At 59.7% G+C, this 26,782-nt stretch carries 22 protein-coding genes and 1 pseudogene; 13 read left to right on the top strand and 10 right to left on the bottom strand.

The window, feature by feature from the left end:
* Positions 1-300 precede the first annotated feature (300 nt).
* From WNZ14_RS19400 to WNZ14_RS19410, 3 genes and pseudogenes are all read right to left on the bottom strand, one after another.
* Positions 301-2,238: a methyl-accepting chemotaxis protein gene (locus WNZ14_RS19400; protein ID WP_342870328.1), complete on the bottom strand. Its 1,938-nt coding sequence runs from the start codon at positions 2,236-2,238 to the stop codon at positions 301-303.
* A gap of 351 nt (positions 2,239-2,589) precedes the next feature.
* Positions 2,590-3,507 (bottom strand): neutral zinc metallopeptidase, encoded by a 918-nt coding sequence (locus WNZ14_RS19405; RefSeq protein WP_342870329.1) that lies wholly within the window; start codon positions 3,505-3,507, stop codon positions 2,590-2,592.
* A 619-nt stretch (positions 3,508-4,126) separates the two neighbouring features.
* Positions 4,127-4,525 (bottom strand): annotated as a pseudogene (locus WNZ14_RS19410) (DUF2306 domain-containing protein); the annotation flags it as partial.
* A gap of 136 nt (positions 4,526-4,661) precedes the next feature.
* On the opposite strand from WNZ14_RS19410, the gene WNZ14_RS19415 reads away from it, so the two are divergent.
* The gene (locus tag WNZ14_RS19415) at positions 4,662-5,540 is read left to right on the top strand and encodes a LytTR family DNA-binding domain-containing protein (RefSeq protein WP_342870330.1); all 879 of its coding nucleotides are present in this window, start codon (positions 4,662-4,664) and stop codon (positions 5,538-5,540) included.
* Here WNZ14_RS19415 and WNZ14_RS19420 read toward each other — a convergent pair.
* A complete protein-coding gene (locus WNZ14_RS19420) occupies positions 5,537-6,619 on the bottom strand; it encodes a phosphatase PAP2 family protein (RefSeq protein ID WP_342870331.1) in 1,083 nt (360 codons plus the stop codon). The two genes, WNZ14_RS19415 and WNZ14_RS19420, sit on opposite strands and share 4 nt — an antisense overlap.
* A gap of 250 nt (positions 6,620-6,869) precedes the next feature.
* On the opposite strand from WNZ14_RS19420, the gene WNZ14_RS19425 reads away from it, so the two are divergent.
* The 4 genes from WNZ14_RS19425 (at position 6,870) to WNZ14_RS19440 (ending at position 12,843) form a co-directional block, all read left to right on the top strand.
* Complete coding sequence (locus tag WNZ14_RS19425) at positions 6,870-7,229, top strand: hypothetical protein (RefSeq protein WP_342870332.1); 360 nt, start codon at positions 6,870-6,872, stop codon at positions 7,227-7,229.
* Positions 7,230-7,442: 213 nt separating this feature from the next.
* Positions 7,443-10,934: a carbamoyl-phosphate synthase large subunit gene (carB, locus tag WNZ14_RS19430; RefSeq protein WP_342870333.1), complete on the top strand. Its 3,492-nt coding sequence runs from the start codon at positions 7,443-7,445 to the stop codon at positions 10,932-10,934.
* 118 nt (positions 10,935-11,052) lie between these two features.
* Positions 11,053-11,499: an SRPBCC domain-containing protein gene (locus WNZ14_RS19435; protein ID WP_342870334.1), complete on the top strand. Its 447-nt coding sequence runs from the start codon at positions 11,053-11,055 to the stop codon at positions 11,497-11,499.
* Positions 11,500-11,607: 108 nt separating this feature from the next.
* Complete coding sequence (locus tag WNZ14_RS19440) at positions 11,608-12,843, top strand: DUF2235 domain-containing protein (protein ID WP_342870335.1); 1,236 nt, start codon at positions 11,608-11,610, stop codon at positions 12,841-12,843.
* Positions 12,844-12,862: 19 nt separating this feature from the next.
* Here WNZ14_RS19440 and WNZ14_RS19445 read toward each other — a convergent pair whose 3' ends face one another.
* On the bottom strand, positions 12,863-14,224 hold the full coding sequence (locus tag WNZ14_RS19445) for an FAD-binding oxidoreductase (RefSeq protein WP_342870336.1): 1,362 nt from the start codon (positions 14,222-14,224) through the stop codon (positions 12,863-12,865).
* A gap of 469 nt (positions 14,225-14,693) precedes the next feature.
* Here WNZ14_RS19445 and greA point away from each other — a divergent pair, with 469 nt between their 5' ends.
* Positions 14,694-15,170, top strand: a complete 477-nt coding sequence (gene greA, locus WNZ14_RS19450; RefSeq protein ID WP_342870337.1) for a transcription elongation factor GreA — start codon at positions 14,694-14,696, stop codon at positions 15,168-15,170.
* 38 nt (positions 15,171-15,208) lie between these two features.
* The gene (locus WNZ14_RS19455; protein ID WP_342870338.1) at positions 15,209-16,279 is read left to right on the top strand and encodes a glycosyltransferase family 4 protein; all 1,071 of its coding nucleotides are present in this window, start codon (positions 15,209-15,211) and stop codon (positions 16,277-16,279) included.
* A gap of 83 nt (positions 16,280-16,362) precedes the next feature.
* Here WNZ14_RS19455 and WNZ14_RS19460 read toward each other — a convergent pair whose 3' ends face one another.
* Together WNZ14_RS19460 and WNZ14_RS19465 are read right to left on the bottom strand one after the other, a co-directional pair.
* On the bottom strand, positions 16,363-17,151 hold the full coding sequence (locus WNZ14_RS19460) for an FkbM family methyltransferase (RefSeq protein WP_342870339.1): 789 nt from the start codon (positions 17,149-17,151) through the stop codon (positions 16,363-16,365).
* Between the two features lie 51 nt (positions 17,152-17,202).
* Positions 17,203-17,673, bottom strand: coding sequence for an Lrp/AsnC family transcriptional regulator (locus tag WNZ14_RS19465; protein ID WP_342870340.1), 471 nt, complete (start codon positions 17,671-17,673; stop codon positions 17,203-17,205).
* Between the two features lie 286 nt (positions 17,674-17,959).
* Here WNZ14_RS19465 and trxB point away from each other — a divergent pair, with 286 nt between their 5' ends.
* The gene (trxB, locus tag WNZ14_RS19470; protein ID WP_342870341.1) at positions 17,960-18,934 is read left to right on the top strand and encodes a thioredoxin-disulfide reductase; all 975 of its coding nucleotides are present in this window, start codon (positions 17,960-17,962) and stop codon (positions 18,932-18,934) included.
* 53 nt (positions 18,935-18,987) lie between these two features.
* Complete coding sequence (locus WNZ14_RS19475) at positions 18,988-19,884, top strand: LysR family transcriptional regulator (protein ID WP_342870342.1); 897 nt, start codon at positions 18,988-18,990, stop codon at positions 19,882-19,884.
* 307 nt (positions 19,885-20,191) lie between these two features.
* On the opposite strand, the gene WNZ14_RS19480 is transcribed toward WNZ14_RS19475, so the two are convergent.
* Positions 20,192-20,587, bottom strand: a complete 396-nt coding sequence (locus WNZ14_RS19480; protein ID WP_342870343.1) for a DUF6220 domain-containing protein — start codon at positions 20,585-20,587, stop codon at positions 20,192-20,194.
* The gene (locus WNZ14_RS19485) at positions 20,584-21,636 is read right to left on the bottom strand and encodes an NAD-dependent epimerase/dehydratase family protein (protein ID WP_342870344.1); all 1,053 of its coding nucleotides are present in this window, start codon (positions 21,634-21,636) and stop codon (positions 20,584-20,586) included. The genes WNZ14_RS19480 and WNZ14_RS19485 overlap by 4 nt, the downstream gene beginning before the upstream one ends.
* Before the next feature lie 93 nt (positions 21,637-21,729).
* Here WNZ14_RS19485 and WNZ14_RS19490 point away from each other — a divergent pair, with 93 nt between their 5' ends.
* From WNZ14_RS19490 to WNZ14_RS19500, 3 genes are all read left to right on the top strand, one after another.
* The gene (locus WNZ14_RS19490) at positions 21,730-22,641 is read left to right on the top strand and encodes a LysR family transcriptional regulator (protein ID WP_342870345.1); all 912 of its coding nucleotides are present in this window, start codon (positions 21,730-21,732) and stop codon (positions 22,639-22,641) included.
* Between the two features lie 185 nt (positions 22,642-22,826).
* Positions 22,827-23,777: a diacylglycerol kinase family protein gene (locus tag WNZ14_RS19495; protein WP_342870346.1), complete on the top strand. Its 951-nt coding sequence runs from the start codon at positions 22,827-22,829 to the stop codon at positions 23,775-23,777.
* A 99-nt stretch (positions 23,778-23,876) separates the two neighbouring features.
* Positions 23,877-24,287 carry a DUF2177 family protein gene (locus WNZ14_RS19500; protein ID WP_342870347.1) on the top strand — a complete coding sequence of 137 codons (411 nt, stop codon included), beginning with the start codon at positions 23,877-23,879 and terminating at the stop codon, positions 24,285-24,287.
* 78 nt (positions 24,288-24,365) lie between these two features.
* On the opposite strand, the gene WNZ14_RS19505 is transcribed toward WNZ14_RS19500, so the two are convergent.
* Positions 24,366-25,568, bottom strand: coding sequence for a pyridoxal phosphate-dependent aminotransferase (locus tag WNZ14_RS19505; RefSeq protein ID WP_342870348.1), 1,203 nt, complete (start codon positions 25,566-25,568; stop codon positions 24,366-24,368).
* Between the two features lie 185 nt (positions 25,569-25,753).
* Between WNZ14_RS19505 and WNZ14_RS19510 the strand changes: the two genes are divergently transcribed.
* Complete coding sequence (locus WNZ14_RS19510; protein ID WP_342870349.1) at positions 25,754-26,698, top strand: EAL domain-containing protein; 945 nt, start codon at positions 25,754-25,756, stop codon at positions 26,696-26,698.
* Positions 26,699-26,782: the final 84 nt, after the last annotated feature.

Raw genomic sequence — 26,782 nt, forward strand, 5'->3', positions numbered from 1 at the left:
ATGCCACTGATCTTTGCCGAGCCAATCAGGCCCGTTGTTTTAGTTATTTCTCATGCGGCTCACTCACAAAGGGTTAAGCACGTCCCCCAAAATATTAGAACAAGCGTATTTAAGTGAATTTTATGGGGTTCCGGCCGCGGTTCGTCGCTATCAGTCCGAAGCCACGCGCACGAAATTGACAAAGGCACGCAAAGCAGCAGGCATATCTTTGCGCCCCGATCGCACTGCCCGTTAGATCAAAAAAACGGGGGCCCAAAGGCCCCCGGTAGATAGTGCTGAAACCATTCCGTTTCGAAGCGATCAGAATTCCGCCCATTCCTGTTCGACAGCGGCAGATCCGTTGCTTGAAAAAGCCTGCCGCACCTTGTTGACCATGGCCTTTGCCGGCGACGGACGGGCGGCAGCGCCCGATCCCGCAGCCACAGGCGCGCTCCTGCGCGCCGAAGCGGACGATGCATCGGTGGTGAAGCGCGACACCAGAGTGCTAAGTCCGTCAGCCTCGCTCGCCAGGCGGTGCGTGACAGCGGTGGTTTCTTCAACCATGGCCGCGTTCTGCTGGGTCACCTGGTCCATCTGGCTGACCGCGGAGTTGACCTCCTGCAGTCCGGTTGACTGTTCCCGGGCTGCCGTGGCGATGGATTCAATGTCCGCATTGATGGCGACCACATGAGCGGCGATCTTGCTCAGCGACTCGCCGGTGGCTTTCACCAGGTCGACGCCATTCTCGACTTCCGAACTCGACTTGCTGATCAGGTCCTTGATCTCCTTGGCGGCGGTGGCTGAGCGTTGAGCAAGTTCCCGCACTTCCTGCGCAACAACGGCAAACCCCTTGCCAGCTTCACCCGCCCGGGCGGCCTCTACACCTGCATTGAGCGCGAGCAGGTTGGTCTGGAAGGCGATTTCGTCAATCACCCCGATGATCTTGGCGATCTCACCGGAGGCGTTTTCGATGCGGCTCATGGCGCCGACGGCATCCGCGACGACCAGGGCAGAAGCTTCGCCGGCTTTGTTTGCCTCCGAGGCTTTCTGGCTGGCTTCCTGTGCCCGCTCGGCGGAACTCTTCACCGTAGCAGTGATTTCCTCAAGCGACGCCGAGGTTTCCTCGAGCGCGGCTGCCTGCTGTTCAGTACGACGCGACAGGTCTTCCACTGCCGAGCGCATTTCGCCGGCATTGCCATGGATGGAGCTGATGTTTACCTTCACGTCCGACAACGTCTCTGCGAGTTTCTCGACCGATGTATTGAAGTCGGTCCGCAGACGATCCAGATCGCCGGCAAACGGGGTTTGCAGACGGACCGTCAGGTTGCCGTCGGAAAGGCCCTGCAGGCCCTTGGCGAGCGCTTCGATTGCGACGTTAAGGCTTTGGGCTTCCGCGGCCTTGGTGGCTTCGCGTTCCGCCCGTTCCTTTTCGCTCAGGCTGCGGTTCTCATTGCTTTCGCGCTCCATGCGCTCCTTGTCGATGGCCGCATCACGGAATACGAGGATGGATTTGGCCATTTCTCCGATTTCGTCGCCACGGTCTTGATAGGGGACCTCTACATCGTTCTTGCCGGAGGCGAGTGTCGCCATGGTCTTCGTAAGCGAGGACACCGCGCCGCCGATATGGCGGGTGAGCATATACGCGAGAAGCGGACCGATCACGAGGACGGCGGCAATGCCGGCGAGGATGGCCATCTGGCCGAAATTGATCGCATTGGCACGCATGGCGCCGCGTGTGCCGAGCAGCCCGCTTTCGGCCGTTCGGAACTCGTCATAGGCACCCCGCAGCGCATCCATCAGGCCCTTACCCGCGCCCGATGTCTCGATGGCGCGCGCCTGCTCAATGGTGGCGGGATCCTTCATCAGAGCGATCTCGCGTTCGGCAATCGTCGTCCGCCACTCGTTTTCGAGCTGCTGAACCCTCTTCAACCGTGCCTGCTGCGCGTCATTGTCCGATGTCAGATCGAGCAGCGTCTTCATCTTGTCGGCGAATGTGGCCTTCCCGGCAATGAAGGGCTCGAGAAAGTTCTCGTTAGCCGAGACGAGATATCCCCTCACCCCGGTTTCCTGATTGACGACAGCGGCAATCAGTGCATCACCATTCCCGAGTACTTCATAGGTGTGATTGTTCCAGTCACTGGCGGTCTTGACTGTGCGCAGGCTGAAATAGGTCGTTCCGGCGACAGCCAGGAACAGTGCGATCAGTACCGCGAAGGTGGCCGCAAATTTGGCTCCAACTTTGAATCTCGTCAATTGCATTGCTGTTTGATCCCAGCGTTATTTCCAATGCCGGCCTCATGCCTGATATTGAAACCCGTGACGTCTGGACTTCAATCCAGCAAAAAGCACAGTGTTGAAAGCAACAGACCATTGGATCATCCCGGTCCTTTGCCTATCTTTAAAATTGCATGGTTTCTGAATTGCTAAGTTAAGTATATAAGAAACTGCAAAATTTTTCTAAAAGCTTCTAGGAAGCATTGCTCTCAGGATAAAATCCCGACCAACTATATCCAAGATGAAGGCAATGTAGCCGAAATAAGCAATCTTGGAGTCTGTGGTCGCGGAGCGCGCTCTCGCCCGGGAAGCCATCATCAGTCAGGTCAAAGCCGTTCACACCGGGTTGTTGAACGTGTCGCAGGCGTCCAGCCGGCCACTCTCGAAGCCGCGGGCGAACCATGTCTTGCGCTGCGCCGAGGTGCCGTGATTGAAGCTTTCGGGCACGACATAGCCTTGCGTCCGGCGCTGCAGCGTGTCGTCACCTATCTGCTGGGCGGCATTGAGCGCTTCTTCCAGATCGCCACGTTCAAGCAATCCCTTCTGCTCGGTGAAATGCCCCCAGATGCCGGCGAAGCAATCGGCCTGCAGCTCGACCCGGATAGACATCTGGTTCTGCTCGGTCTGGCTCATCGACTGGCGCATCCGGTTGAACTCGGGCAGCACGCCGATCAGGTTTTGCACATGGTGGCCGACTTCGTGAGCAAGCACATAGGCCTGGGCAAAATCGCCCGATGCCTTGAAGCGCTGCGCCAGCTCGTCATAGAAGGAAAGGTCGATATAGAGCTTCTGATCGCCTGGGCAGTAGAACGGCCCCGACGCGGAACTGGCATTGCCGCAGGCGGAACTGACCGCGCCTGAAAACAGCACCAGAGTCGGCTCCGGGTAATCCATCACTTGCGATTTCATGATGCCATTCCAGACGTCTTCGGTCTCAGCCAGAACGGTGGCGACGAACTGGGTCATCTCGTCCTGCCGCGCCGGCGACACCTGACGTTCGGTCTGGCTCTGTCCGCCAGCGAGCCCACCGGGGTCTCCGCCGGCCAGGATCTGAAGCGGATCAATGCCGCAGGCCTTGAGCACCACGAACAGTATACCCAACACGATAATTGTCTTGAAGCTGAAGCCGCCTGAGCCGCGCATGCCGCCCGAGGGCAGCCTGATGCCGCCTCGTCCGAACGGATTGCCGCCACGCGAGGAACGTCCCCGCCGATCTTCGATATTGTCGCTCTGGCGACGGCCTTTCCAGTCCATGGTCTCAGCTCTCCTGCCGGCATTAGACACTGCTTGACTGAGCTTGTACGTGGCGCCGGAACCAGTTTCAATACTATGCTTCCGCCGTCAACCGCTCATCAGCGGCGCCGAGCGGGTTGTACCCCGCCTGGGCCAGGGCGCGAGCCGCCATCAGCGCCGCACAGAAAACCGGCAGCAGCGCAAAAAGTTCCGTCACACCCTGCATTCTGATAATTTCCGGCGCGATGGCAGCAAGCGTGCCTGCGGCAAAGCGGCTGGCGAAGATGCCGAGGATGGCAAACAGCGAGATGAATTCGCCCTTCACCCGCACCCGGTTTCCCGGAAGCATCACAACCGGCACCGCGCGCATGGACCACAATCCGGCAAAGAGGCCAGCCGAGGCCCCGGCGATTGCAGCGGCAAGGGTCGAACCCGTCATCTGCGCGCTCATGGTTGTCGTTAGCGAGACCCCGGTCAGGATCACAGGCAGCAATAGCAACCGCCACAACGGCATGTCGCGGTCACGCATGCGGCTGACACCAAGCGCAACGAGCGCCAGCAGCAGCGGCCACACCCAGACCGGCGCGCCAGCCGCCACCTGTACACTCAGCGGAACGGCAGTTTGAGCCGGTTGGGCAGTTGCGCTGGAGAACACAACATCATGCATGATCCGGCCCGGCAGCAGTGTGAACAGTCCGGCAATGCCGATGCCGCCGAAATAGAGCATCTTCACAATCCGCTTGTGCTTGGCAAAATTGCGCTGCCGCGCCGAGCGGATCACCCCGACCGAGGCCACCAGCACCACCAGCGACAAAAGGTGGATCGGCGAGAAGCCGTGAAACATGTTGATCTCGTGAATGAAGAAAGTCGACAGCGCGGTGAGCATCATCAGTGCAATCCACACCCGGCCTCCCATCCGGTGGATATAGGTTCCTTTATTCGCAAGCAGCATGGCGCCGCCAATCAGCGCCGCGGGCACCACGGTGAGAACATGGAACTGGACGGCCGGGGTGGCATTGAGCAAAGGTTCGAGAGTCATGGTAGAAGGTCCGTTGTTGTGGATCGCGGCTGGCAGAAACCTGAAAAGCCCGTGATCCGATTGCCAAATCTGCCCCCATCGGCCATGGTCGCCGCAAATCCTCAACGCCTCATGCGCCTGTGACCCGGAGAACTTCGTGAGCGACACGTTGCTGCAATCCACGCTTCGTGAACTGCACACACTCCTGGCAAGGCCGAGGCTTTGGCTGGTGTTTGCACTGGTGAGCGGACTGTTTGCCGTGACCGGACCCTTCGGCAGCTATGAACGGCTGCCATTCGTTTCGCGGCTCGGCTACTGGCTAACCGTAAACACCGCAACCTGGGCGACGGCGCTGATCTGCATTTCCTTTGTGAAAGCAGCCCTCATCAGCCGTATACCGAACCAGATCACCCGCTTGATGATTGGTGGATGTATATCGGCCCTACCGGTGGGACTGGTGATCACGGTGATCAACACCGCAGTGATCAAGTCGCCGCTAAACCTCGATCAGCTTGCCGGCAACGTGCTCATCGCCCTGCCGATTGCCATCGGATTCTGCCTGCTATCCTGGCTCAGCCTCAGCAGCGGCGAGCAGGCCCCGGAAACGCTTGAGGCCTACCCGCTGAACACAGAGCACGTTTCTGCACCGGCATCAGCGCCCACCGCAAACCGATCTGCTGCCGACGTCGCCACTGGCGACTTGCCGGACCGCCCTGCCCTTCTCGACCGAATGTCTTTGGACAAGCGCGGCCCCCTGATCCGGCTCGAGGTGCAGGATCATTATGTGCTGGCGGTCACCACCAGAGGCTCGGAACTTCTGCTGATGCGGCTGGCCGACGCGATGGCCGAGGCCGGCGCGGGCCAGCAGATCCACCGGTCGCACTGGGTCGCCGATGCGGGCCTCAAATCCGTCACCCGACACGGCGGCAAGAACCCGCGGCTCACTGTGGAAACCACCGACGGCCAGTCACTGCCCGTCAGCCGCAGCCAGCTGGCCGAGGTCCGCACCCGCTGGAGCGACCGGATCAGCGGCTAGGGTGAGATTGGCGCTGCCACGTCTGCGGATGTCCCGATTGATCCGCGGCGGTTAGCAGAGCGCACAGGCACGGAGCCGCTGGATTTCGGCATCAATCGGCGCAAGACGAAATGGGCCGAGACAACCAGTACAATCGACGCATATCCGTCAATCGCATAATGCCAGCCTAGAAAGACCGAACTGGCCTGCACGACGCCGACATAGACTGTTGCCAGAATACCCCATGACCGGGAGCGCTCGAACACAAACATCGCGTTCATGGTAGCGAGCGCCACATGCACGCTGGGGAAGGCCGAGATGCCGCTGGCAATGCCCGGCATGCGCGCCTCATAAAGCATCCAGAGATACTGCTGATACTCCTGGACCGAACGGGTGCTCTGATCCAGCGCCAGGAAAGCCAGCAATCCGGCGAACCGATCCGTATCACCGGTAACCTGACCGTAATAAACTGGCCCCGCGGACAGGAAAGCGCCTGCCAGCAGATTGCCGATCACGACCCAGACAAACATGAACATCATCAGATAGCGCATCCGGTAACCATCAGCCCGGGGGGATGTGGCCACAAAAAACAAAACACCGAAACACAGTGAAAACCAGATCGGGCCATAATTGAAATTGATGATGGCCGTGATGGTTTCCTGGCCCTCCATCACATGCAGAAAACGCCAGGGATCTATGCCAAAATGCAGCATAGCGTCGAGATCAGCCTGGAACCGGTCATAGAGAAACCCGTCAAACATGATCGGGAGCGTTGTCTTGACCGATGTGAAGGTCCCGTAGAAAACAATGATACCGGCCATCATCAGCAGCCCGGCCAGCAGGCTGGCCAACCGCTTGCGCGAAAACACCCGCCTGAAGGCTAGCGATCGGCGCTGATCAAACCGGACAATGACGGCAATCCCATCATAGCTCAGCGCCACCGCAGGCGCGAAGATCAGCAACCACTTGATCCCCGGCATGATGTAATTTGAATAGGATGTACCGCCGATATTGCCCGCGGCGGCGAGAAACATCAGGCCGGCAACTGTGTAGACAAGCACCGCACAATAAAACCACGCGTCCCGCCAGACACGCGCCATAACATCCGACAAGAGGGCACGGTCAACGTGCTGGTGTGATGACGGTCGCGATAACATACTTAAGCCGGTGCAGAGCAATCATGCAGCGAGACTGCTGGCATTTGCTTAAAATGCAGTTACCCATACGCCTTCCGCCCTGCGCCTTTGCGGCTTCCGTCACGCAAATTGACCGGGATCAAGGCGCGCCGCGCGCCGCTGGCGCATGCTCCTGACAGGATATCGGCATCCGTCCCAAATGAACAGGAAACCCATGGAAATTCGACAGAACAAGACCGCTTCCTGTGCAACGGCCCTTGCCCTGCTCGCGCTGAACGCATTGTTCCTCGCGGCAACGGCATCGTCGGTCCGGGCAGATACCGCCGCAGTGGAACGCGGCCAGGCCGTGGTCGACGAATGGTGCCGCGACTGCCATGTCCGCGAGGGCGAAAAACTGACCCCCGAAATGGCCCCGCCCTACTCAGACCTGGTCTCGATCCCCGGCCGCGACCGCGCCTGGTTCGAGGCGTTTCTTCAAGCCGACCATTTCCCGATGACGACGTTCCGCCTGTTTGATCACGAGAAAGCAGATGTGGTGGAGTGGCTGCTGGATTTGCAGAAGCGGGAGAAGTGAGCGTATTCGCAAAGACATATAATCTCCCCCATCCCGCCATCCCCCTGCTAGTCCCCCACTTTCCCCTGAACAAACCCGCATTGGGGGTTCCCTCAACGCATGCATTTCCCTATAAGCCGCGTCTAGCCTCACATATTGCGCATGGCGTCTCCCGAAGGGTTGATATCCGACGGGGGATTTTTGCGCGAAGCCTGCTCAACAGGGACCCGGACCATGCCAAAACGTACCGATATCAAGTCGATCCTCATCATCGGTGCAGGGCCGATTGTTATCGGTCAGGCCTGCGAGTTCGATTACTCCGGCACGCAAGCCGTCAAGGCGCTGAAGGAAGAGGGCTACCGGGTCATCCTGGTCAACTCCAACCCTGCCACCATCATGACCGATCCGGGGCTGGCCGACGCCACCTATATCGAGCCGATCACGCCGGAAGTGGTGGCCAAGATCATCGCCCGCGAACGGCCTGACGCGCTGCTGCCGACCATGGGCGGCCAGACCGCGCTCAACACCGCGCTGTCACTCAAGCGCATGGGCGTGCTCGAGCGCTACAATGTCGAAATGATCGGCGCCAAGCCGGCTGCCATCGACATGGCCGAGGACCGGGCGCTGTTCCGTGAGGCGATGGCCCGCATTGGGCTTGAGACACCACGTTCGTTCCTGGCCAATGCCACAGACATCAAGGACACCGACCGCAAGCTGCATGAGGCCGAGCGAAAGGTGCTGCGCGACAAGCTCTCGGGCGACGAACTGGACACCGCGCTCGACGCGCTGGAGAACACCTGGAACCTCGGCGAATCCGATCGCAAGCAGCGCTACATGAGCCATGCCATGGCCCAGGCCGTGCAGGCGCTGGATCTCATCGGCCTGCCCGCCATCATCCGCCCGTCCTTCACCATGGGCGGCACCGGCGGCGGCATCGCCTACAACAGGTCCGAATTCTTCGACATCATCGAGAGCGGGCTCGATGCCTCGCCGACCACCGAAGTGCTGATCGAGGAATCGGTGCTGGGCTGGAAGGAATACGAGATGGAGGTGGTGCGCGACACCGCCGACAACTGCATCATCATCTGCTCGATCGAGAACATCGACCCGATGGGCGTGCACACGGGTGACAGTATCACCGTGGCCCCGGCGCTGACCTTGACCGACAAGGAATACCAGATCATGCGCAACGCCTCGATCGCGGTGCTGCGCGAGATCGGCGTCGAGACCGGCGGATCGAACGTGCAGTTCGCCGTCAACCCGGCTGACGGCCGCCTGGTGGTGATCGAGATGAACCCGCGCGTCTCGCGCTCGTCGGCGCTGGCCTCGAAAGCCACCGGCTTCCCCATCGCCAAGGTCGCGGCCAAGCTCGCGGTTGGCTACACGCTCGATGAACTCGACAATGACATCACCCAGGGCGCGACGCCGGCCTCGTTCGAGCCGTCGATCGACTATGTCGTCACCAAGATCCCGCGCTTTGCATTCGAGAAATTCCCCGGCGCCGAACCGACGCTGACCACCGCGATGAAATCCGTCGGCGAAGTCATGGCGATTGGCCGGACATTCGCCGAAAGCCTGCAGAAGGCTTTGCGCGGGCTTGAAACCGGCCTGACCGGGCTCGACGAGATCGAGATCCCCGGCCTTGGCGAAGGCGACGATGACAACGCCATAAAGTCAGCCATCGGCACGCCGACGCCGGACCGGTTGCGCATGGTGGCCCAAGCCTTGCGTCTTGGCATGAGCGCAGAAGAGGTGCATTCGATCTGCAAGATCGACCCGTGGTTCCTGGCCCAGATCGAGGACATTCTGGCCATGGAAGCCCGCATCCGCGAGCATGGCATTCCGACCGATGCGGAGAACCTGCGGCTGGTGAAATCCATGGGCTTTTCCGATGCGCGGCTGGGCTCGCTCACCGGCAAGCGCGGCCATGAAGTGGCCAAGCAGCGCCGGGCGTTGGGCGTCCGCCCTGTCTACAAGCGGATCGACACCTGTGCTGCCGAGTTCGCCTCGCCCACGGCCTACATGTACTCAACCTACGAGCTTCCGTTTGCCGGCAGCCTTGCCTGCGAGGCCCGCGTTTCAGACCGTACCAAGGTGGTGATCCTCGGCGGCGGTCCCAACCGCATCGGCCAGGGCATCGAGTTCGACTATTGCTGCTGCCACGCCGCCTTCGCGCTGAAGGATGCCGGCTATGAAGCGATCATGATCAACTGCAACCCGGAAACCGTGTCGACCGACTACGACACCTCCGACCGGCTCTATTTCGATCCGCTGACCGATGAGGACGTGCTCGAGATCCTGACCAAGGAACAGGAAGCGGGCAAGCTTCTGGGCGTCATCGTCCAGCTTGGCGGCCAGACACCGCTGAAGCTCGCGGAAGCCCTGGAAAAGGCCGGCATCCCGATTCTCGGGACCGCGCCCGACATGATCGATCTGGCTGAGGACCGCGACCGTTTCCAGAAGCTCCTGCACAAGCTCGACCTGATCCAGCCCAACAACGGCATCGCCTATTCGGTCGAACAGGCGCGGCTTGTGGCCACAGACATCGGCTTCCCGCTTGTTGTCCGCCCGTCCTACGTGCTTGGCGGCCGAGCCATGCAGATCATTCGCGACGAGTCCAATCTGTCCAACTACCTGCTCGGCACCGTGCCGGAGCTCGTGCCCGAGGACATAAAGGCGCGCTATCCCAACGACAAGACCGGCCAGATCAACACCCTGCTCGGCACCAACCCGCTGCTGTTTGACACCTACCTGACCAACGCCATCGAAGTGGATGTCGATTGCATCTGCGACGGCACCGACGTCAATGTTACCGGCATCATGGAGCACATCGAGGAAGCGGGCATTCACTCGGGCGATTCCGCCTGCTCGCTGCCGGTTCACACCTTGTCGTCCGAGATGGTCGACAGGCTCGAAGTGCAGACCATCGCGCTCGCCAAGGCACTCAATGTCGGCGGGCTGATGAACGTGCAGTACGCCATCAAGGACGATGTGATCTACGTGCTCGAGGTCAACCCGCGCGCTTCGCGAACCGTGCCATTCGTGGCCAAGACCGTCGGCTCGCCGATCGCCAAGGTGGCCACACGGGTGATGACCGGCGAGAGCCTGGCAGACGCGTTTGCGGCTTACGGCGCTGTGCCCAATCATCGTACCCTGACCCACATTGCGGTCAAGGAAGCCGTGTTCCCGTTCGCCAAGTTCCCCGGTGTCGACACGCTGCTTGGACCGGAAATGCGCTCGACCGGCGAAGTCATGGGCCTCGACCGCGACTATGCGCTGGCCTTTGCCAAGGCGCAGCTCGGCGCCGGCGTCGACCTGCCGCGCTCCGGCCGGGTGTTTGTCTCGGTGCGTGACGAGGACAAGCCGCGCGTCATCGAAGCGATCCGCATTCTGGTCGACAACGGCTTCAAGGTGATGGCGACATCAGGCACAGCCGATTATCTGCGCGCTGAGGGTTTTGAGGTCGAGCACGTCAACAAGGTGCTCGAAGGCCGCCCGCACATCGAGGATGCAATCCGGAACCGTCAGGTGCAGCTGGTGATCAACACCACCGAAGGCGCCAAGACGATCTCGGATTCGAAATCGCTCCGCCGCGCGGCGCTGATGCAGAAGGTGCCCTACTTCACCACCATGGCCGGCAGCCTGTCGACCGCCCAGGCCATCGCCGCACTGAGGGCCGGAAATCTGGAAGTACATCCGCTGCAGAGCTATTTCCCGGCGGCTTGAGGGGTGAGTTGGGGGCTTAGTGCCCTCACCTTCCGCCTCCCCGACTTGAGCCGGGATAAGCAACCGCGCGGCTTTGCGGTGAAGCACTGTTAAGATAGACATCGGGCAGGAGCGGAGCATGAGCGACACGATCGAGATCCTCAACAGCCGCTTGTTCCTGGTTGACCGGGCAACGCTGTTCGATGCCTTCGCCGATCCGCAGAAGCTGGCCCTATGGTGGGGACCGGAAGGGTTCACCAACCACATCTCAACCTTCGATCTGAAACCCGGCGGAAGCTGGCTGATCACAATGACCGCCGACAACGGTACCAACTTCCACAATCGCTGGAGCTTCGAGGAGGTTGTCCCGAGCCAGATGGTGCGGATGACGCACCACGAACCGGTTCATGTCTTCACGCTCGAGATGCGCTTTGCCGATGACGATGGCGGCGCGCGCATGTCATGGCGCATGCAGTTCGACCGCACGGACGAGAACGAGGCCATGCAGAAGTTCCTGCACGCCGCCAATGAGCAGAATTTTGACCGGCTTGGGCGGCTTCTTGAAGAGAGTCAAGACGACCGCTGACATCTCCCCGCGCTAGCCCGAGCCCTGCCTTGGACGAAGGTCGCCCTCCCCCTCCGATTGCACCATCGTCCACCTTCGCGTACCATCCTCCCGGTGGAGGGCCGAGCGATGGCCAAAAACATCGTCATTCTGCTGGACGGCACGTCGAACCAGATCTCCGGCGACCGGACCAATGTGTTGAGACTCTATGGCAGCCTCGAGCGATCGAAGAGCCAGCTGGTGTTTTATCAGCCAGGCGTCGGCACTTTTGGCCTGAGTGGCTGGTGGCAGCGGTTCAAGTCGAAAACCCGGATCGTGCTTGGCCTCGCCACTGGCGCAGGCATTTCTGACAATGTGATGCAGGCCTACGAGTTTCTGGTCAGAAATCATGAGTATGGCGACCGGATCTATATTTTTGGCTTTTCCCGCGGGTCCTACACCGCCAGGCTGCTGGCCGGGTTCATCCGGATTTTCGGGCTGGTGCGGGCCGAGCAGCTGCAGCTGGTGCGCTATGCCTGGCGGGCCTACGCGCGGCTTGGAGAGCCGGGATCCGAGGGGTTCAGGGCCGAGATCGGCCATTTCCAGAAGATCCTCGATGGCTCGGGCGTCCGCATCGAATTCATGGGGCTGTGGGACACGGTCGCCTCGGTATTCGACGCCACTGCCGGCTTCCCCTGGCTGACCACCACGCAGAAGGCCTACACCAACAAGAACGACCGGGTGAAGATCGTCCGCCACGCGGTCGCCATTGACGAGCGACGGACCTATTTCCAGCCCTCGCTGTGGGAACCGGGGCAGAGCTATGAGGCATGGTCGCAAAAGACCCGGTCCTATGAGAAGTCCCCGCAGGATTTTGAGGAGGTCTGGTTCACCGGCTGCCACGGCGATGTCGGCGGCGGCTACCCGGATGCCAAGAGCGGCCTCGCCAAGATCCCGCTCGAATGGCTCTACCGCGAGGCCGTGGCAGCTGGCGTGGTGGGCGACGAAAAGGTTTTCGAGCTCCTGACCCACGGAACCATGCCCAAGGGCGGTGCCGAGATGAACGCCGGGCAGGCCCGTGACCAGGCGGAGAAAAGCACGAAGAGCTATGGCGCACCCGACCCTCTGGCCGACATCAACAATTCGATGAATGCCGCGTGGGCCTTTGTCGAGTTCCTGCCGCGCAAGGTGCCAAAGACATCGTTTTATCGGCAGCTGCAGATCGGCAAAGTCTACTGGCCGGTCTTTGACTACCGCCGCATTCCCGAGGGCGCAAAACTGCATGAAGCGGTGATCGAGCGGCTCAGGAAAAGGCCTGACTACAAACCGCCGAACCTGCCCAGGACCTATGAGGTGGTGAAGACACAGACTGCGCCCGGATCTTAGTCAAAGTTCCCTGCCTGCATCAAAGCGACGGGCCTGGCACCAGTCGACTGCCGTCCGTAAACCGGGAAAACCGGAAGCGCGAGAGATCATGGCCGGTGGGGCGGCCGGCGGCGAGATTGGCAATCGCCTTGCCGAACCCCGGGCCGATGCCAAAGCCGTGGCCGCTCATGCCGGTGGCGACAATCAGGCCCTCATGCCCGGGCACACGGTCGACAATCGGAACCACATCCGGCATGGCGTCGATCATTCCGGCCCAGACATTGAGCAGCTCCGGCGCGCCAAGCGATGGAAAGCGCGCGGCGAAACGCTTGCGCGTCGGCTCGGTGCGGCGGTGTTCGGGATCGGGATTGAGCACCCTGCAACGCTCGAACGGTGTCTCCTCGTCCTTGCTCCAGCTGCGTTTCGTCCCCCATGCATCGGGATAATGTCTGGGCGCAAACGGCAGAAAGCGGGTGTCACCGAGCGATTTCATCGCCACCGGCAACCAGGTCACAAAGTGCCGGAACGCATCCGGGCCGATCATCAGATCATGACTGCCAAGCGCCGAGACGCTGTAGCCGCCATCCTCGCGGCGGCGAAAAGCCAGTTCCTCGTCAAGCGCGTTGCCGGAAAACACCTCAGCCATCGCCGCAGTGCGCGCAACACTCGAACGCACCGCCAATTGCGGTATCGAAACGCCATGGCGTTTCAGCAGCAGCGATGTCCAGGCGCCACCGGCGACGACCACCTGCGAGGCGGCGATGAAACCGTCTTCTGTATGAACCCCGGTGATCTTGCCGGCTGTCGTCTCGAAGGTCCGCGCCGCGCAGTTCTCGCGGATGCCCACGCCTTCGCTTTGTGCCAATCCGGCCACCGCCGGCACGGCAGCCCAAGGCTCGGCACGCGCATCAGTTGGCGACCACACACCACCGGCCCAGCGCTTTCCGCCCGGACCGGTATGAACCAGATCGGCAACGCCCGCGCTGTCGAGCAGCTTCACATCGAGCTGATGCCGCATGGCCACATCAAGCCACTCAGCCTGCTTGTCGAGATCCGCCTTGGTGCTCGAGAGATACAGGATGCCAGAACGCTTGAATCCGGTGCGGCTGCCGGTCTCGGCATCGAGTTGCTCCCAGAGCTTTGAGGCCTCCATCATCACCGGCAGCTCCGCTTCGTCGCGCCCGAGTTGGCGAATCCAGCCCCAGTTGCGCGACGACTGCTCGCCGGCGACCCTACCCTTCTCGACCACGAAGGCAGAAAGCCCAAGCCGGTTGAGATAGAGCGCACTCATGATCCCGATCACGCCACCGCCGATGATGACGACATCGACTTCGGCAGGCAGCGGATCGGAGAACAGGATCGGAGAGGCAGCGGTGATGGGCGCCGCGGGGTGGGACAACATACAGGCTCCGGAAATGGGTCGAGACAGGCAGCAGGATCAGTGAAGCCCGGTTTTGCGGACCCTTTCCGTTGAAATCAAGACCTGGGGACCGATATTCTCGTGTCTTCGGTCACGATCACGCGACCACCCTGCCCTGCCCCATCGAGGTCATCGGCACTGGCGGATGATCCGCCGAACCGCGGTCCTGGTGAAAGGACTTCATCGGTGCGGGTTGTTCGGGTTGAGCACAGCACTTGTAACCCGCCCTCAGAACACCAAAGTAATACGGGGCCATTGCGGTCGACCACAAGACCGCCAGCATAGCGGTTTACCATCTCTTTTTTCAGGTGAATTTTCTTATCGAATTTGATAAGCCTGAAAGAAGGGACTCTGGAACGGCTCCGAAGTGTGTGCTTCGGGGCGCGTTTTGTTTTTGTGTCCTGCCGCCAGTGATGCTGGCGTCGGGGCGATAGGGATAAGGAAAAGACTGATGGTTGAGAAGGTTCCGATGACGCAAGGAGGCTATGCCAAGCTGCAGGAAGAACTGCGCTGGCGTCAGCAATCCGAACGGCCGCGGATCATCGAGGCAATTTCAGAAGCGCGCGCCCATGGCGACCTGTCCGAAAATGCCGAATATCATGCTGCCAAGGAAGCCCAGAGTCACAATGAAGGCCGCATCGGCGAGCTCGAAGACTATGTTGGCCGCGCCGAGATCATTGATTTGTCGAAGCTCTCGGGCGACACCGTCAAGTTTGGCGCCACCGTCAAGCTGGTTGATGAGGACACCGAAGAGGAAAGGACCTACCAGATCGTCGGCGATCAGGAAGCCGATGTGAAGGCAGGCCGGATTTCGATTTCCTCGCCGATCTCCCGCGCGCTGATCGGCAAGTCGGTCGGCGACAGCGTCGAAGTTGTAGCACCCGGTGGCTCCAAGGCCTACGAGATCCTTGCGGTGAAGTGGGGCTGAAACCCGACACGCGTGAATTGAGGTCCGGGGGAGATCCAGTGCTTTCCGATCCATCCCGGACCCTTGTCATCGCTCCTAATCTCAAGCGGCGCCTGTCCGGGGTGACGACGTCGATCATCCAGCTGATCCCGGTGCAGAACCGGCTTGGACAGAAGATTGCCGTTTTCGGCCCCGGCCTCCCCGACCACTTACCGAAGCTGCGCTTCCGCGACCTGCCTCGGCTGTGGCGTGCGCCCGAAGGCCGGCCTTTCCGGATCTGGCACGCAAGGCGCAATGTCGAAATGCTGATGGGCGTGGTGATGCGCGACATCCTGCGCATGCCGCTCAGGCTGGTTTTCACCTCAGCCTCGCAACGGGTGCATTCGCGTTGGACGCGGTTTCTGATTTCCAGAATGGACGGTGTCATTGCCACCAGTCACAAGACTGCATCCTACCTGAAAGTGCCGCACCGGGTGAGCCTGCACGGCATCAATGCCGAACGATTTTCGCCGCCGGCTGACCGCAGCGAAGTGCGGCGCGCACTTTCGCTGCCCCCGGGCCAGAAGCTTGCCGGCTGCTTTGGCCGCATCCGCCACCAGAAAGGCACCGATGTCTTCGTTGATGCGATGATCCGTCTGCTGCCGTCGCGGCCGGGCTGGAGCGCGATCGTTGCCGGCCGGACCACCGCCAGCCACACGTCCTATCTGGCGGAGCTGAAAGCCCGGGTCACGGAAGCAAAGCTTGAAGACCGGATCCTGTTTGTCGGAGAGCATTCCGACATCAATGAATGGTACCGGGCGCTCGACCTGTTCGTTGCGCCACAGCGCTGGGAAGGCTTTGGCCTGACACCGCTTGAAGCCCAGGCCAGCTCCGTGCCGGTGGTTGCCAGCGATGTCGGCGCGTTCCAGGAAATCATTGCGCAAGGTACCGCGGAAACCGGCCTTGTCGTCGCCAAGGATGATCTCGAGGCCCTCGCCGGCGCCATCGCAGCCTTCACTGACGATGACGCCAGGCGCGACGCTGCCGCAAACAGAGCGCGTCCGCATGTGCTGGCGAATTTCACCATAGAGGGCGAGGCAGAGCGGCTTTCCGAGAGCTATGAAGAGGTATGGCAGCGGTTCCAGGCTTGATATTTTAGAGTCAGAATCCGCACCGTTGATGGGGATGACCGGCAGTCCGTCGAGGATGCGGCGATAACTGTGCCTGGCTCGGGTCAGCCACAGGAAAACAGCACCATTTTGTGGTTTTTGGCGCGGCCATTGCGAAACTCCGACAGGCTCATTGTCAAAAACCGGGCGTTGTCGCGGAGAAACGGATTTGCGTCGATGACATGGGCGGTTTCGTACCCGTGCCGACTGATCAAATCCAATACGTCCAAGAATTTCTGACGATGTTTTCTTGCTCGCATTTCCATCGCAAGCAGCGGCCGGTGCGCGCGAAGGGTCTGCGCGGCCCCCTCAAGCGCTTCCAATTCATGACCCTCTACATCGATCTTGATGAAACTGATCTTGTTCTCTGGATTTTCAGCGAGAAAACTGTCCAGCGCAACGACATTGAACAGCAAATTTGGGGTTTCCCCATCTGCGATGCGCGCTCCGCCAATGTTGAAATCGTCCACAATGGCCGGCAATTCAGCAGTACGGTTGGACAGGCCATAATTGACCACGACGACGTTGTCGGCGAGTTCCGAGTTGAATTTCAGCAGGCGGAACGTCCTGTCATTCGGCTCAAAAGAGACAACCTTCTTGAACATTCGAGCGAAAAACAGAGAGTGATTCCCGATATTGGCGCCGACATCCAGACATGTTGCGAGATCTACATTCCTGTGGCGAACAAAATGCTGGAATGCGAGAAGTTCACGCTTTTCAAAAAGTCCATCGATCATGATCTTCTGTGAAATGATATCATGCGAAAAGCAGGCGATTTTTCCGCCCAGGAGTTTTTCTTCTTTGGAAGCAATATCCAACAAAATCTTTGCCAGCTGCCGGTAGATAAAGTTCATATCGATTTGTTGCTTTCATCTGACATTCCAGCGATCGGCATCTCCACCCGGTTACAGCGCCACCAGTCCCTCGTTCTTGACCTGACGGATTGTCAGCATGGTGCGCACAGTATCGACATTGTCCGTTGCGGTCAGTTCCTCGATCACGAAATCCTGCAGATGACTGAGATTGCGCGCAACGCAATGCAGCAGAAAATCACTCTCGCCCGACACCATCCAGGTTTCCCGGACAATCGGCCACTCATTGGTCTTGGCGGCAAATGCCTTCAGGTTTGCATCCGTCTGGTGCTGGAGTCCGACCATGCAGAAGGCGACGAGGTCAAACCCGAGGCTTGGTGCGTTCAGTTGCGCCCGGTAACCGCTGATGATTCCGGCCTGTTCCAGCTTGCGCACGCGCCTCAGGCACGGCGGTGCGGAGATACCCACCCGCTCCGACAGGTCGACATTTGTCATGCGACCATCGTTCTGCAACTCGCGCAGGATCTTGAGGTCAATCGCATCGAGTTCGGCCTTGATCGCCATGAAATCTTCCCTGTTGTCAACGCCGCGGTCCTGCCTCAGGACACCGGGACGGCGAAACTTTATTGCGTCAGCGCGCAGCATCTGTAAAGCCTCGGCGGCTTTCCTAAAGCGAAGTTCTGTGCGTAACTCTGCCGGCAAGCTTGAAACACTGGCTTGCGCGTACCTAAATGGTGGATAGTCACAGCGCATTGTGACACAGACAGCCGAATTCCGGGCTTACGTCATTGATGCGTCACCGGGTATGTCCCACACTGGTGCCAAGCAACATTTGTTTCAGGATCGTTCCATGTCCACTCGCCACGTCCCCGTCCTCATCATCGGCTCAGGCCCTGCAGGCTACACCGCCGCGATCTACGCCGCGCGCGCCATGCTCAAGCCTGTGCTGATCGCCGGCATGGAGCAGGGCGGACAATTGATGATCACCACGGACGTCGAAAATTACCCGGGCTATGCTGACCCGGTGCAAGGCCCCTGGATGATGGAGCAGATGCTCAAGCAGGCCGAGCATGTGGGAACCGAAATCGTCAATGACCTGGTCACCGAAGTGGAGCTGACCAACCGGCCGTTCACGGTGAAGACTGATTCCGGCACGGTCTGGACCTGCGACGCGCTGGTGATTGCCACCGGCGCCCAGGCCAAATGGTTGGGCATTCCCACTGAAAAGGAATTCATGGGCTTTGGCGTCTCCGCCTGCGCCACCTGTGACGGGTTCTTCTATCGTGGCAAGAATGTCGTTGTTGTCGGCGGCGGCAATTCCGCTGTCGAGGAGGCGCTGTATCTGTCCAACCTGGCCGCCCACGTCACCGTGGTTCATCGCCGCGATTCGTTCCGCGCTGAAAAGATCCTGCAGCAGCGATTGTTTGAAAAAGCCAATGTTGATGTGATCTGGGACACCGAAGTTGTCGAATACCTCGGCGCGCCGGCAATTCCGCCGATGCCCGCCTCGGTCAACGGCGTGCGACTTCAGAACCGCAAGACCGGCATCATCACCGACATGCCGATTGACGGCATATTTGTCGCCATTGGCCACGCGCCTGCCGTCAGCCTTTTCAAGGACAAGCTCAAGCACAAGCCGAACGGCTATTTGTGGACAGCGCCAGACTCGACCGCAACAGATGTACCGGGTGTCTTTGCTGCAGGCGATGTCACCGATGACATCTACCGTCAGGCCGTCACGGCGGCGGGGATGGGATGCATGGCGGCCTTGGAAGCCGAGCGGTATCTGGCAAGTCATGTCAGGCACGCGGAAGCTGCCGAATAGGCGCATCCGCGCCATTTCAAGGTCCGAACAACGGGCCAGGGGGAAAGAGTTTGGTGCCGTTAGACTGGGACAAACTGCGCATTTTTCATGCCGCTGCGGAAGCAGGCTCCTTCACCCATGCGGCCGAGAAGTTGCATCTGTCGCAATCCGCCATCTCGAGGCAGGTCTCTGCGCTCGAGATGGACATCGGCGCAAAGCTGTTTCACCGCCACGCGCGCGGCCTGATCTTGTCAGAGCAGGGCGAAATTCTCTACCAGACTGCTCATGAAGTGCTGATGAAGCTGGAGACCGTCAGGAACCAGCTCACCGAAACCCGAGAGCGCCCCTCGGGCAAACTGCGTGTCACCACCACCGTCGGCTTCGGCCAGGGATGGCTGACCGAAAAGGTGCAGGAGTTCCAGACGCTCTATCCTGACGTTCAGGTGCAGTTGCTGCTCGACAACGAGGAACTCGACGTCAACATGCGGCAGGCCGACTGCGCCATCCGTCTGCGACAGCCGCAACAGCCCGACCTGATCATGCGCCGCCTGTTCACCGTTCATATGCATGTCTACGCATCGCAAACCTATCTGGCGCGTCATGGTGAACCCAAGACCATCGAGGATCTGGACCACCATCGAATCATCACCTTTGGTGAGCCCGCTCCGGCCTACCTGACTGATGTAAACTGGCTTGAAACAGCCGGACGAACGCCCGAGAACCGACGGCAGGCGCAGCTGCAGATAAACAATCTGCCGGCTATCCGCCGGGCCACGTTCAACGGCGCCGGGATTTCGTTGCTGCCCGACTACATGATCAATCGTGATCTGGCACTGGTGCAGCTCAATCTTCCCGCCGACATTCCGACCTTCGACACCTATTTCTGCTACGCTGAGGAAATGAAAAACGCGGCTAAGCTCAAAGCCTTCCGCGATTTTCTGATCAGCAAGGCCCGCAACTGGAATTTTTGATCAACGCTTGTGACATGTCGAGCGGGACCGGGAATCAAGAAGTGGTCACGAAACTTGCGTCGCGTTTTTTGCCTAATTATTGAACAGAAATCAGCCATGCATTGCCCGCATGGCTGACATGCGCATCATTCCCTTGCCTAATGCACAAATAAGCACCATATCGGTTGCAGCTGATGCACCTTTGGCGGCCTACTCCTCCCAGTGCCGCCGCATGAGCTGTTCCCCTCTGGAGGTTTTTTGACCTTCATACCTATTGGGCCCGAGAGCAATCTCGTGGCCCATTTTTTTTGGCCGGATCGGACCCAGGTCAAAGCTCCGCCATCTGCGGGTTCAGCGCGGCCCTGCGCAACACGTCGAGAGCGACGATCAGCATCAGCAGGGAATTGGCTGGATGAAACGCATCGATCCATGCGTTCCCCATCTGCATACCGGCGCCAACCAGAGCGAGTTGCAGCAGATAAAACAGAAGCAGCAGCGATCCCGGGCGGCGGTAGAGCCAGCCGCCTGATCCGAGCCAGCCATAACAGGCAAGTCCGATGATCGGAATGGACAGCGAGCCGCCAAACATGCCGTGCACCGCCCAGCCGCCCGAAGTCCCGAAGACAGCAAGCCCGGCCAGGTAAACCTGACCGACCAGACCGCCTGCAATGATGACCGCAAACACCGGCGCCGGGGTCCTCCAGTTGATCTGCCCTGCCCTCATGCCGAAAGCCTCGTTTCACCTGCAACCTCAAGGCTCTTCGGCGTATCCGGGCCAGCTTGCGCGTCAAGACAGCCAAGACTGCTCAAGGTTTCCCGAACCGCCTGATCGATCGGCGTGCGTGGCTCGACGCCAAGCCGCGCCACAAGCCTGTCATTCCGCATATGCAATTCTCTCTGCCATAGATAGCGCATTTCCGTGAGCTCCCGAAATACGGGTACAAAGGGCTTTGCAATGCGCAACATCCACCATGGGAAGCGTTTGGTCGGCAGCTCGGTCAGGCCGGTGACCCGGCGTATGGCGTTGCCCAACTGCTTACCATCAGCATCCCAGAAGCCCTCCATGTGAAAGCGTGCAAAGGTCGGCAGCTCATCCGCCCGGGCGACCAGCCGTACCATCGTCTCGGCAACGTCAGGCAGGTAAGCCCACTGATGCCCCACGCCAGGAGCAGCCGGATTGGTGATGGCCTTCAAAGGCGCACCAGGCTTGACCACCGCCTGGGCAAACCAGTTGTTGCCAGCACCCGGACCAAAGAAATCCCCTGCCCTGACCAGGATGACCTGTATCCCGCGACCGGCCGCAGCCTCAAGCCGCTGTTCCAGCGCCACGCGGATCCCGCCCTTGAACGTTACCGGGTTCTGTGGGCTGTCCTCGGTGATGGTATCAAACGTTTCCGGTGCGAAATTGTAGACTGTCCCCGGCATCAGGATACGGGCGCCGACGGCTTCGGCGGCAGCAATGGTGTTGTCGATCATCGGCAAAACCAGCGCGCCCCAGTTGCGATATCCGGGCGGGTTGACTGCATGCACGATCAGATCGACGCCGGAAGCGGCTTTCATCACATCATCGCGGTTCATCGCATCGCCGCTCACCCATTCATACTGCGGTGACTTGGTGGCGTTGGCTTCAGCATTCCGGTGCATCGCCCGGACCGTATAGCCATTGGCCAGCAGTTTTCCCGCAACCGCTCCGCCAATGCCACCGGTTATGCCCAGAACGAGCGCTACCGGCTTGCACGCCGCTGCACTCTCATTGTTTTCAATCTCAGCCATTGTCATTCTCCTTCGGTTTCGATGAAGGCACCATGACAGCAGGCCGTGTTAAACGAAATTGCCTTAATTATTGGATCTGATATACATAAATGTATGGCTATGATTTCTCTCGACTGGGATCACTACCGGACATTTCTAGCGATCATCGAGGAAGGGTCGCAGTCCGGTGCTGCCCGCGCGCTCGGGCTCACCCAACCCACCGTCGCACGGCATCTGGACGCGCTGGAACTTGCAGCAGGCAAACCGCTGTTCCTGCGCTCCTACCAGGGCCTGCTGCCCACCGAGACAGCACTGAGCATGCGCAGCTATGCCGAGACCATGGCTGCGAGCGCCTCAGCGCTGGCGCGGGCCGCCTCCGGCGACACTGAAAGCCCCGAAGGCACCGTGCGGATCAGCGCCAGCGAGGTGATCGGTGTCGAAGTGCTACCACCGATACTGACCGAGCTGCAGGATCGCTATCCGCGCCTGGCAATCGAGCTCTCGATCTCAGATGCCGTCGAGGATCTGCTCAAACAGCAGGCAGACATCGCCGTCCGAATGGTGGAACCAACCCAGGGCGCACTGATAAGCAGGCGGATTGGCGGCATCCCGATCGGCCTGTTTGCCCATCGCCGCTATCTCGAAAAGCATGGCACGCCAAAGACCATTGAAGACTTGTCTTCGCACCGGATGATCGGCTTTGACAGGCAACTCGCCTATGTGCGCGAGATGTTGAAAAGCCGTCCCGAAATCGCTGACATACGCTTCGACGTCCGCACCGACAGCAACTTGGCTCAGTTGGCCATGATCCGTGCCGGAGGCGGGATCGGCATGTGCCAGGTCGGGTTGGCCGCCCGTGATCCTGATCTGGTGGGGCTGTTTGCCGGGCAAGCCGATCTGCACCTGATGACCTTTCTGGTCATGCACGAGAACCTGAAGATGGTGCCGCGCTGCCGCGTTGCCTTTGACGCTCTCGCCGACGGCCTGCTTGCCTATCGCGGATCGATATCCGGGATTACGCTCTGAGTGGCAATACCAGTCTGCGTTCAGCCCTTTGCCTGGCTTGCTCAACCAGATCCCGGATCTGATCTCAATGCAGCAGTGATCCACTGCTTCCGCCCCCCCGTACAGTGTGACGAATGTAAGGTGCGATGGAACTTTGGCGCAGCAAGTTTGTTGTCTTGGGTCGTTCCATTCTCACGGGGTCTCAAATGCGCATCACCATGATACTCAATCAGGACGGAGGCACCATTCGCGGAATGGACGCACAGCAGTTCGGAGATATGGCCTGTGCCAGACTGTCCGAACGCGGTAGCGAATGTGTTGTGCGTCTGGTGACGGGCGAGAATCTGATCAAGACACTGGAAGAAGTCGCAAACGACGGCGAGACGGACACCATTGTGGCCGGCGGTGGCGATGGCACTATCTCTGCTGCTGCTGGTGTGTGTTTCAAGTCCGGCAAAACACTTGGTGTGCTCCCGCTAGGAACGATGAACCTGTTCGCGCGCAGCCTTTGTCTTCCGCTCGATCCATCTGAAGCGCTTGATGCACTTGTGACTGCCGACGAGCGCGAACTTGATATCGCCACCGCCAATGGCCGCCCCTATGTGCATCAGTTTTCAGTCGGCCTGCATGCGCGCCTCGTTCACCAGCGACAGAAACTCGACACTTCGACGCGCTTTCGCAAGATCACGTCAACGATCAAGTCCCTTGGCCAGGTTATCCTGCATCCGCCACGTTTCGGAGCCGAGATCGATACCGGGTCTGGGCGGACACGCCAGATCGTTTCCGCAGTCTCTGTGTCAAACAATCTGTTTGGAGACACGCCTTTGGCCTATGCAGAGGCACTCGACGAAGGCGTTCTAGGAGTCTACCGGTCCCGCGCACTCGAGCCCGGCAAGGTTTTTCGCATGACCCTGCGCGCGGCATTTGGCAAGATCAAGGAAGACCCAGACATGAGCGTCGAGTCAGCGCACAAGGTCACCTTGAGTTTCCCGAATATTCGCAGTGGAACGAAAGCCGCGATCGATGGCGAGATCATCCCGCTGGAGCGAGACGTTGAATGCGTGTGCCACCCAGGCGCACTGCGCACGCTCGTTCCCAAAGCCTATGCAGCCAATGCCAGAACCAACTTCCATTTGCTTAAACAGGCATCGGCGTAAATCGCGCTATTACCCAGAAAGGCTATTTCCCATGACCCGAAAGATCCTGCTCACGTCTGGCCCCGCTCGAAGCGCAGCACCCGCTGAGGAGGCAACACCATGATCCCGGCAGGATTTCTCAAAGCATGGGCCGGAACCGCGGCTTTCATCCTTGTAATTGACGCCGTCTGGCTCGGTCTTGTCGCCAAGGGGTTTTACAGTCGCTATCTCGGCGACCTGATGCTGGACTCGCCGCGTCTGTCGATCGCGGCCTTGTTCTATGTAATGTACTCGGCGGCCGTTGTTATGCTGGCGTCGGCTCCAGCCTTCCGGTCAGGCTCGCTTCAGGACGCACTGCTGCTTGGCGCCATTCTGGGCTTTGCTGCCTACGGAACCTATGACATCACGAATCTGGCCACGCTCAAGAACTGGCCGGTTGTCGTGAGCCTTGTCGATATGGTTTGGGGAACTGTGATCACAGCCGGCGCAGCTGCGACCGGATACTGGATGCTGCGCTGGGTCGGAAACTAAAAACGACCGCCCGATGAGGCGGTCGCAATGATCAGGCCGCGGCGTTGTTCGGCGCCGCGGCAAATGTGAACCTGCTGCTCAGCGCAGAGCCGCGCAGAACCGCTGGATCCGGTTGCAGGCTTCTTCCAGCAGTTCTTCCGACGTGGCGTAGGAAATACGGAAGTTCGGACCTTGACCAAAGGCTGAACCGTGCACCACGGCAACACCCTCGGTTTCGAGCAGTTCGGTAACAAAATCCTCGTCGGTTTCGATCACCTTGCCCGATGGCGCGGTCTTGCCGATCAGATCGGCGCAGGACGGATAAACATAGAAAGCGCCTTCAGGAACCGGGCACTTGATCCCCTTGGCCTGGTTGAGCATCGACACCACCAGATCACGGCGGCCACGGAAAATTTCCTTGTTCTCCGGAATGAAATCCTGCGTGCCGTTCAATGCTTCCAGCGCTGCCCATTGTGCGATCGAGCAAGCACCCGATGTCTGCTGGCCCTGGATCATGTCCATCGCCTTGATCAACTCGAGCGGGCCGGCCGCGTAGCCGATGCGCCAGCCGGTCATGGCATAGGCTTTCGACACGCCATTCATGGTCAGCGTGCGATCATAAAGAGCTGGCTCGATCTGGGCAGGCGTGGTGAAGACGAAATCTCCATAGGTCAGGTGCTCGTACATGTCATCAGACAGGATCCAGACATGCGGATGGCGCATCAGCACATCCGTCAGCGCCTTGAGTTCGGCTTCGGTGTAGGCCGCGCCCGAGGGGTTGGATGGCGAGTTGAACATCAGCCATTTGGTCTTCGGCGTGATGGCAGCCTCCAGATCGGCGGCGTCAAGCTTGAAACCGTTTTCGATTGTGGTCGGCACGAACACAGAGGTGCCGCCGCAGATTGCCACCATTTCCGGGTAGCTGACCCAGTAAGGCGCGGGAATGACTACCTCGTCGCCCGGGTTCAGGGTCGCCATGAAGGCATTGAACAGGATCTGCTTGCCGCCGGTGCCGACAATGGTCTGCTGCCAGTCGTAATCGAGATTGTTCTCGCGCTTGAACTTTGCGGCAATCGCCTTGCGAAGTTCCGGGATACCCGACACGGGTGTATATTTGGTCTCTCCGCGATTGATAGCATCGATCGCCGCTGCCTTGATATTGTCAGGCGTGTCGAAATCCGGTTCACCGGCGCCAAGCCCGATCACGTCGCGACCCTTGGCTTTAAGTTCCCGCGCCTTCTGGCTAACGGCGATGGTGGCGGACGGTTTGACCCGGGAAAGGGCGTTGGCGAGAAAGGCCATGGAATGCGCTCCGGTGCTGAGACGTAATGCAATGGGACGCGGCGCCCGCGCCCGTTGCCTTCTATGTCGTAAGCCGACCCCCGATGCAAGCCACCAGGTAAGCTTGTAACGGTTGATTTAACCTTGGGGAAAGTTTTAAAGTCTAAAATTCGCAGTCGTCACGAAAATGAATCGGAGTCCAGGACATGATGGCCGGGCATCGCGAACCGCATTTTTTGCAAGATGACAGAGGTTTTTACACAACGTCCTACGGACCATTTGTCCTGCGTTCAGCCTTCCAGCCGATTTTCAGCCAGAATGATCAGGGTCACCTGACAATCGAGGCTTTCGAAGCGCTTATCCGCGCCCAGCAGGACGGAAAACCGGTCTCGCCCCCTCATTTCTTTTCAATGGTCGAGAAAAAAGACGCCGTCACGGTCGATACGCTGTGCCGTGAACTGCACATCCTCAACATGGGCAAACTCGGCCGCCGCAAGGCGCGGCTGTTCATCAACTTCAATCCCGGCCTGTTTGACGTCATCGCCAACATCGACGCGGAAGTCGATCGCATGGTCGATGTCACCTTGCGGGCTGGTCTGAGACCGGGCCGCATTGTCTGCGAGATCACAGAACAGGGCAGCGGCAACGAGGAAGTGCTCAATCGACTTGTCAACGGTCTGCGCTCGAGACTGTTCAAGATCGCAGTCGACGACTATGGCGCCGACGATTCAGATTCGAAGCGCGTCAACGATCTCAAACCCGACGTGCTCAAGTTCGATGCTGCCTGGGTTCGCCGCTTTACCGAAACTTCGGCAGGCATGGGACTGCTCAAGCTGATGGTCGAACAGTTCATAGAACGCGGCATCACCGTTCTGTTCGAGGGGCTCGAGGAGGATCACCAGATCGAGTTCTGTCAGAAAATCGGCGTGCAGCTGATGCAGGGATATGCACTGGCACGACCGGAAATAGTGCCCAGGACATTTGATGACCGGTTTCCCGAACCTGCACTTTCCCAGGTCGGCGACCCTGCTCCAACTGCCTACAAAACGGCCATTCGGCACGATCTGCCCGAGGCCACGCAAACGAGCGAGTTCACGCCGCGAACCGCTGTGCCGCGGCGGGCGGCAGCCTTCGGCAAACGCCTGCGTTAACCCGAAACACAATCTTGACACCACAATACTCCGGCACCGCCACAATCCGGTCCGATTGGCGACGCCTTCGCCCCGTTAGATGAC

Origin of the sequence: Hoeflea sp. AS60, assembly GCF_038900115.1 — a bacterium.
Lineage (GTDB): Bacteria > Pseudomonadota > Alphaproteobacteria > Rhizobiales > Rhizobiaceae > Hoeflea.

Bases quoted from the DNA above. Each gene is read 5' to 3' on its own strand.
- WNZ14_RS19400 (WP_342870328.1), bottom strand. From the start codon at position 2,238: ATGCAATTGACGAGATTCAAAGTTGGAGCCAAATTTGCGGCCACCTTC.
- WNZ14_RS19405 (WP_342870329.1), bottom strand. From the start codon at position 3,507: ATGGACTGGAAAGGCCGTCGCCAGAGCGACAATATCGAAGATCGGCGG.
- WNZ14_RS19420 (WP_342870331.1), bottom strand. From the start codon at position 6,619: ATGGCGCGTGTCTGGCGGGACGCGTGGTTTTATTGTGCGGTGCTTGTC.
- WNZ14_RS19425 (WP_342870332.1), top strand. From the start codon at position 6,870: ATGGAAATTCGACAGAACAAGACCGCTTCCTGTGCAACGGCCCTTGCC.
- carB (WP_342870333.1), top strand. From the start codon at position 7,443: ATGCCAAAACGTACCGATATCAAGTCGATCCTCATCATCGGTGCAGGG.
- WNZ14_RS19435 (WP_342870334.1), top strand. From the start codon at position 11,053: ATGAGCGACACGATCGAGATCCTCAACAGCCGCTTGTTCCTGGTTGAC.
- WNZ14_RS19440 (WP_342870335.1), top strand. From the start codon at position 11,608: ATGGCCAAAAACATCGTCATTCTGCTGGACGGCACGTCGAACCAGATC.
- WNZ14_RS19445 (WP_342870336.1), bottom strand. From the start codon at position 14,224: ATGTTGTCCCACCCCGCGGCGCCCATCACCGCTGCCTCTCCGATCCTG.
- greA (WP_342870337.1), top strand. From the start codon at position 14,694: ATGGTTGAGAAGGTTCCGATGACGCAAGGAGGCTATGCCAAGCTGCAG.
- WNZ14_RS19460 (WP_342870339.1), bottom strand. From the start codon at position 17,151: ATGAACTTTATCTACCGGCAGCTGGCAAAGATTTTGTTGGATATTGCT.
- WNZ14_RS19465 (WP_342870340.1), bottom strand. From the start codon at position 17,673: ATGGCGATCAAGGCCGAACTCGATGCGATTGACCTCAAGATCCTGCGC.
- trxB (WP_342870341.1), top strand. From the start codon at position 17,960: ATGTCCACTCGCCACGTCCCCGTCCTCATCATCGGCTCAGGCCCTGCA.
- WNZ14_RS19480 (WP_342870343.1), bottom strand. From the start codon at position 20,587: ATGAGGGCAGGGCAGATCAACTGGAGGACCCCGGCGCCGGTGTTTGCG.
- WNZ14_RS19485 (WP_342870344.1), bottom strand. From the start codon at position 21,636: ATGGCTGAGATTGAAAACAATGAGAGTGCAGCGGCGTGCAAGCCGGTA.
- WNZ14_RS19490 (WP_342870345.1), top strand. From the start codon at position 21,730: ATGGCTATGATTTCTCTCGACTGGGATCACTACCGGACATTTCTAGCG.
- WNZ14_RS19495 (WP_342870346.1), top strand. From the start codon at position 22,827: ATGCGCATCACCATGATACTCAATCAGGACGGAGGCACCATTCGCGGA.
- WNZ14_RS19500 (WP_342870347.1), top strand. From the start codon at position 23,877: ATGATCCCGGCAGGATTTCTCAAAGCATGGGCCGGAACCGCGGCTTTC.
- WNZ14_RS19505 (WP_342870348.1), bottom strand. From the start codon at position 25,568: ATGGCCTTTCTCGCCAACGCCCTTTCCCGGGTCAAACCGTCCGCCACC.
- WNZ14_RS19510 (WP_342870349.1), top strand. From the start codon at position 25,754: ATGATGGCCGGGCATCGCGAACCGCATTTTTTGCAAGATGACAGAGGT.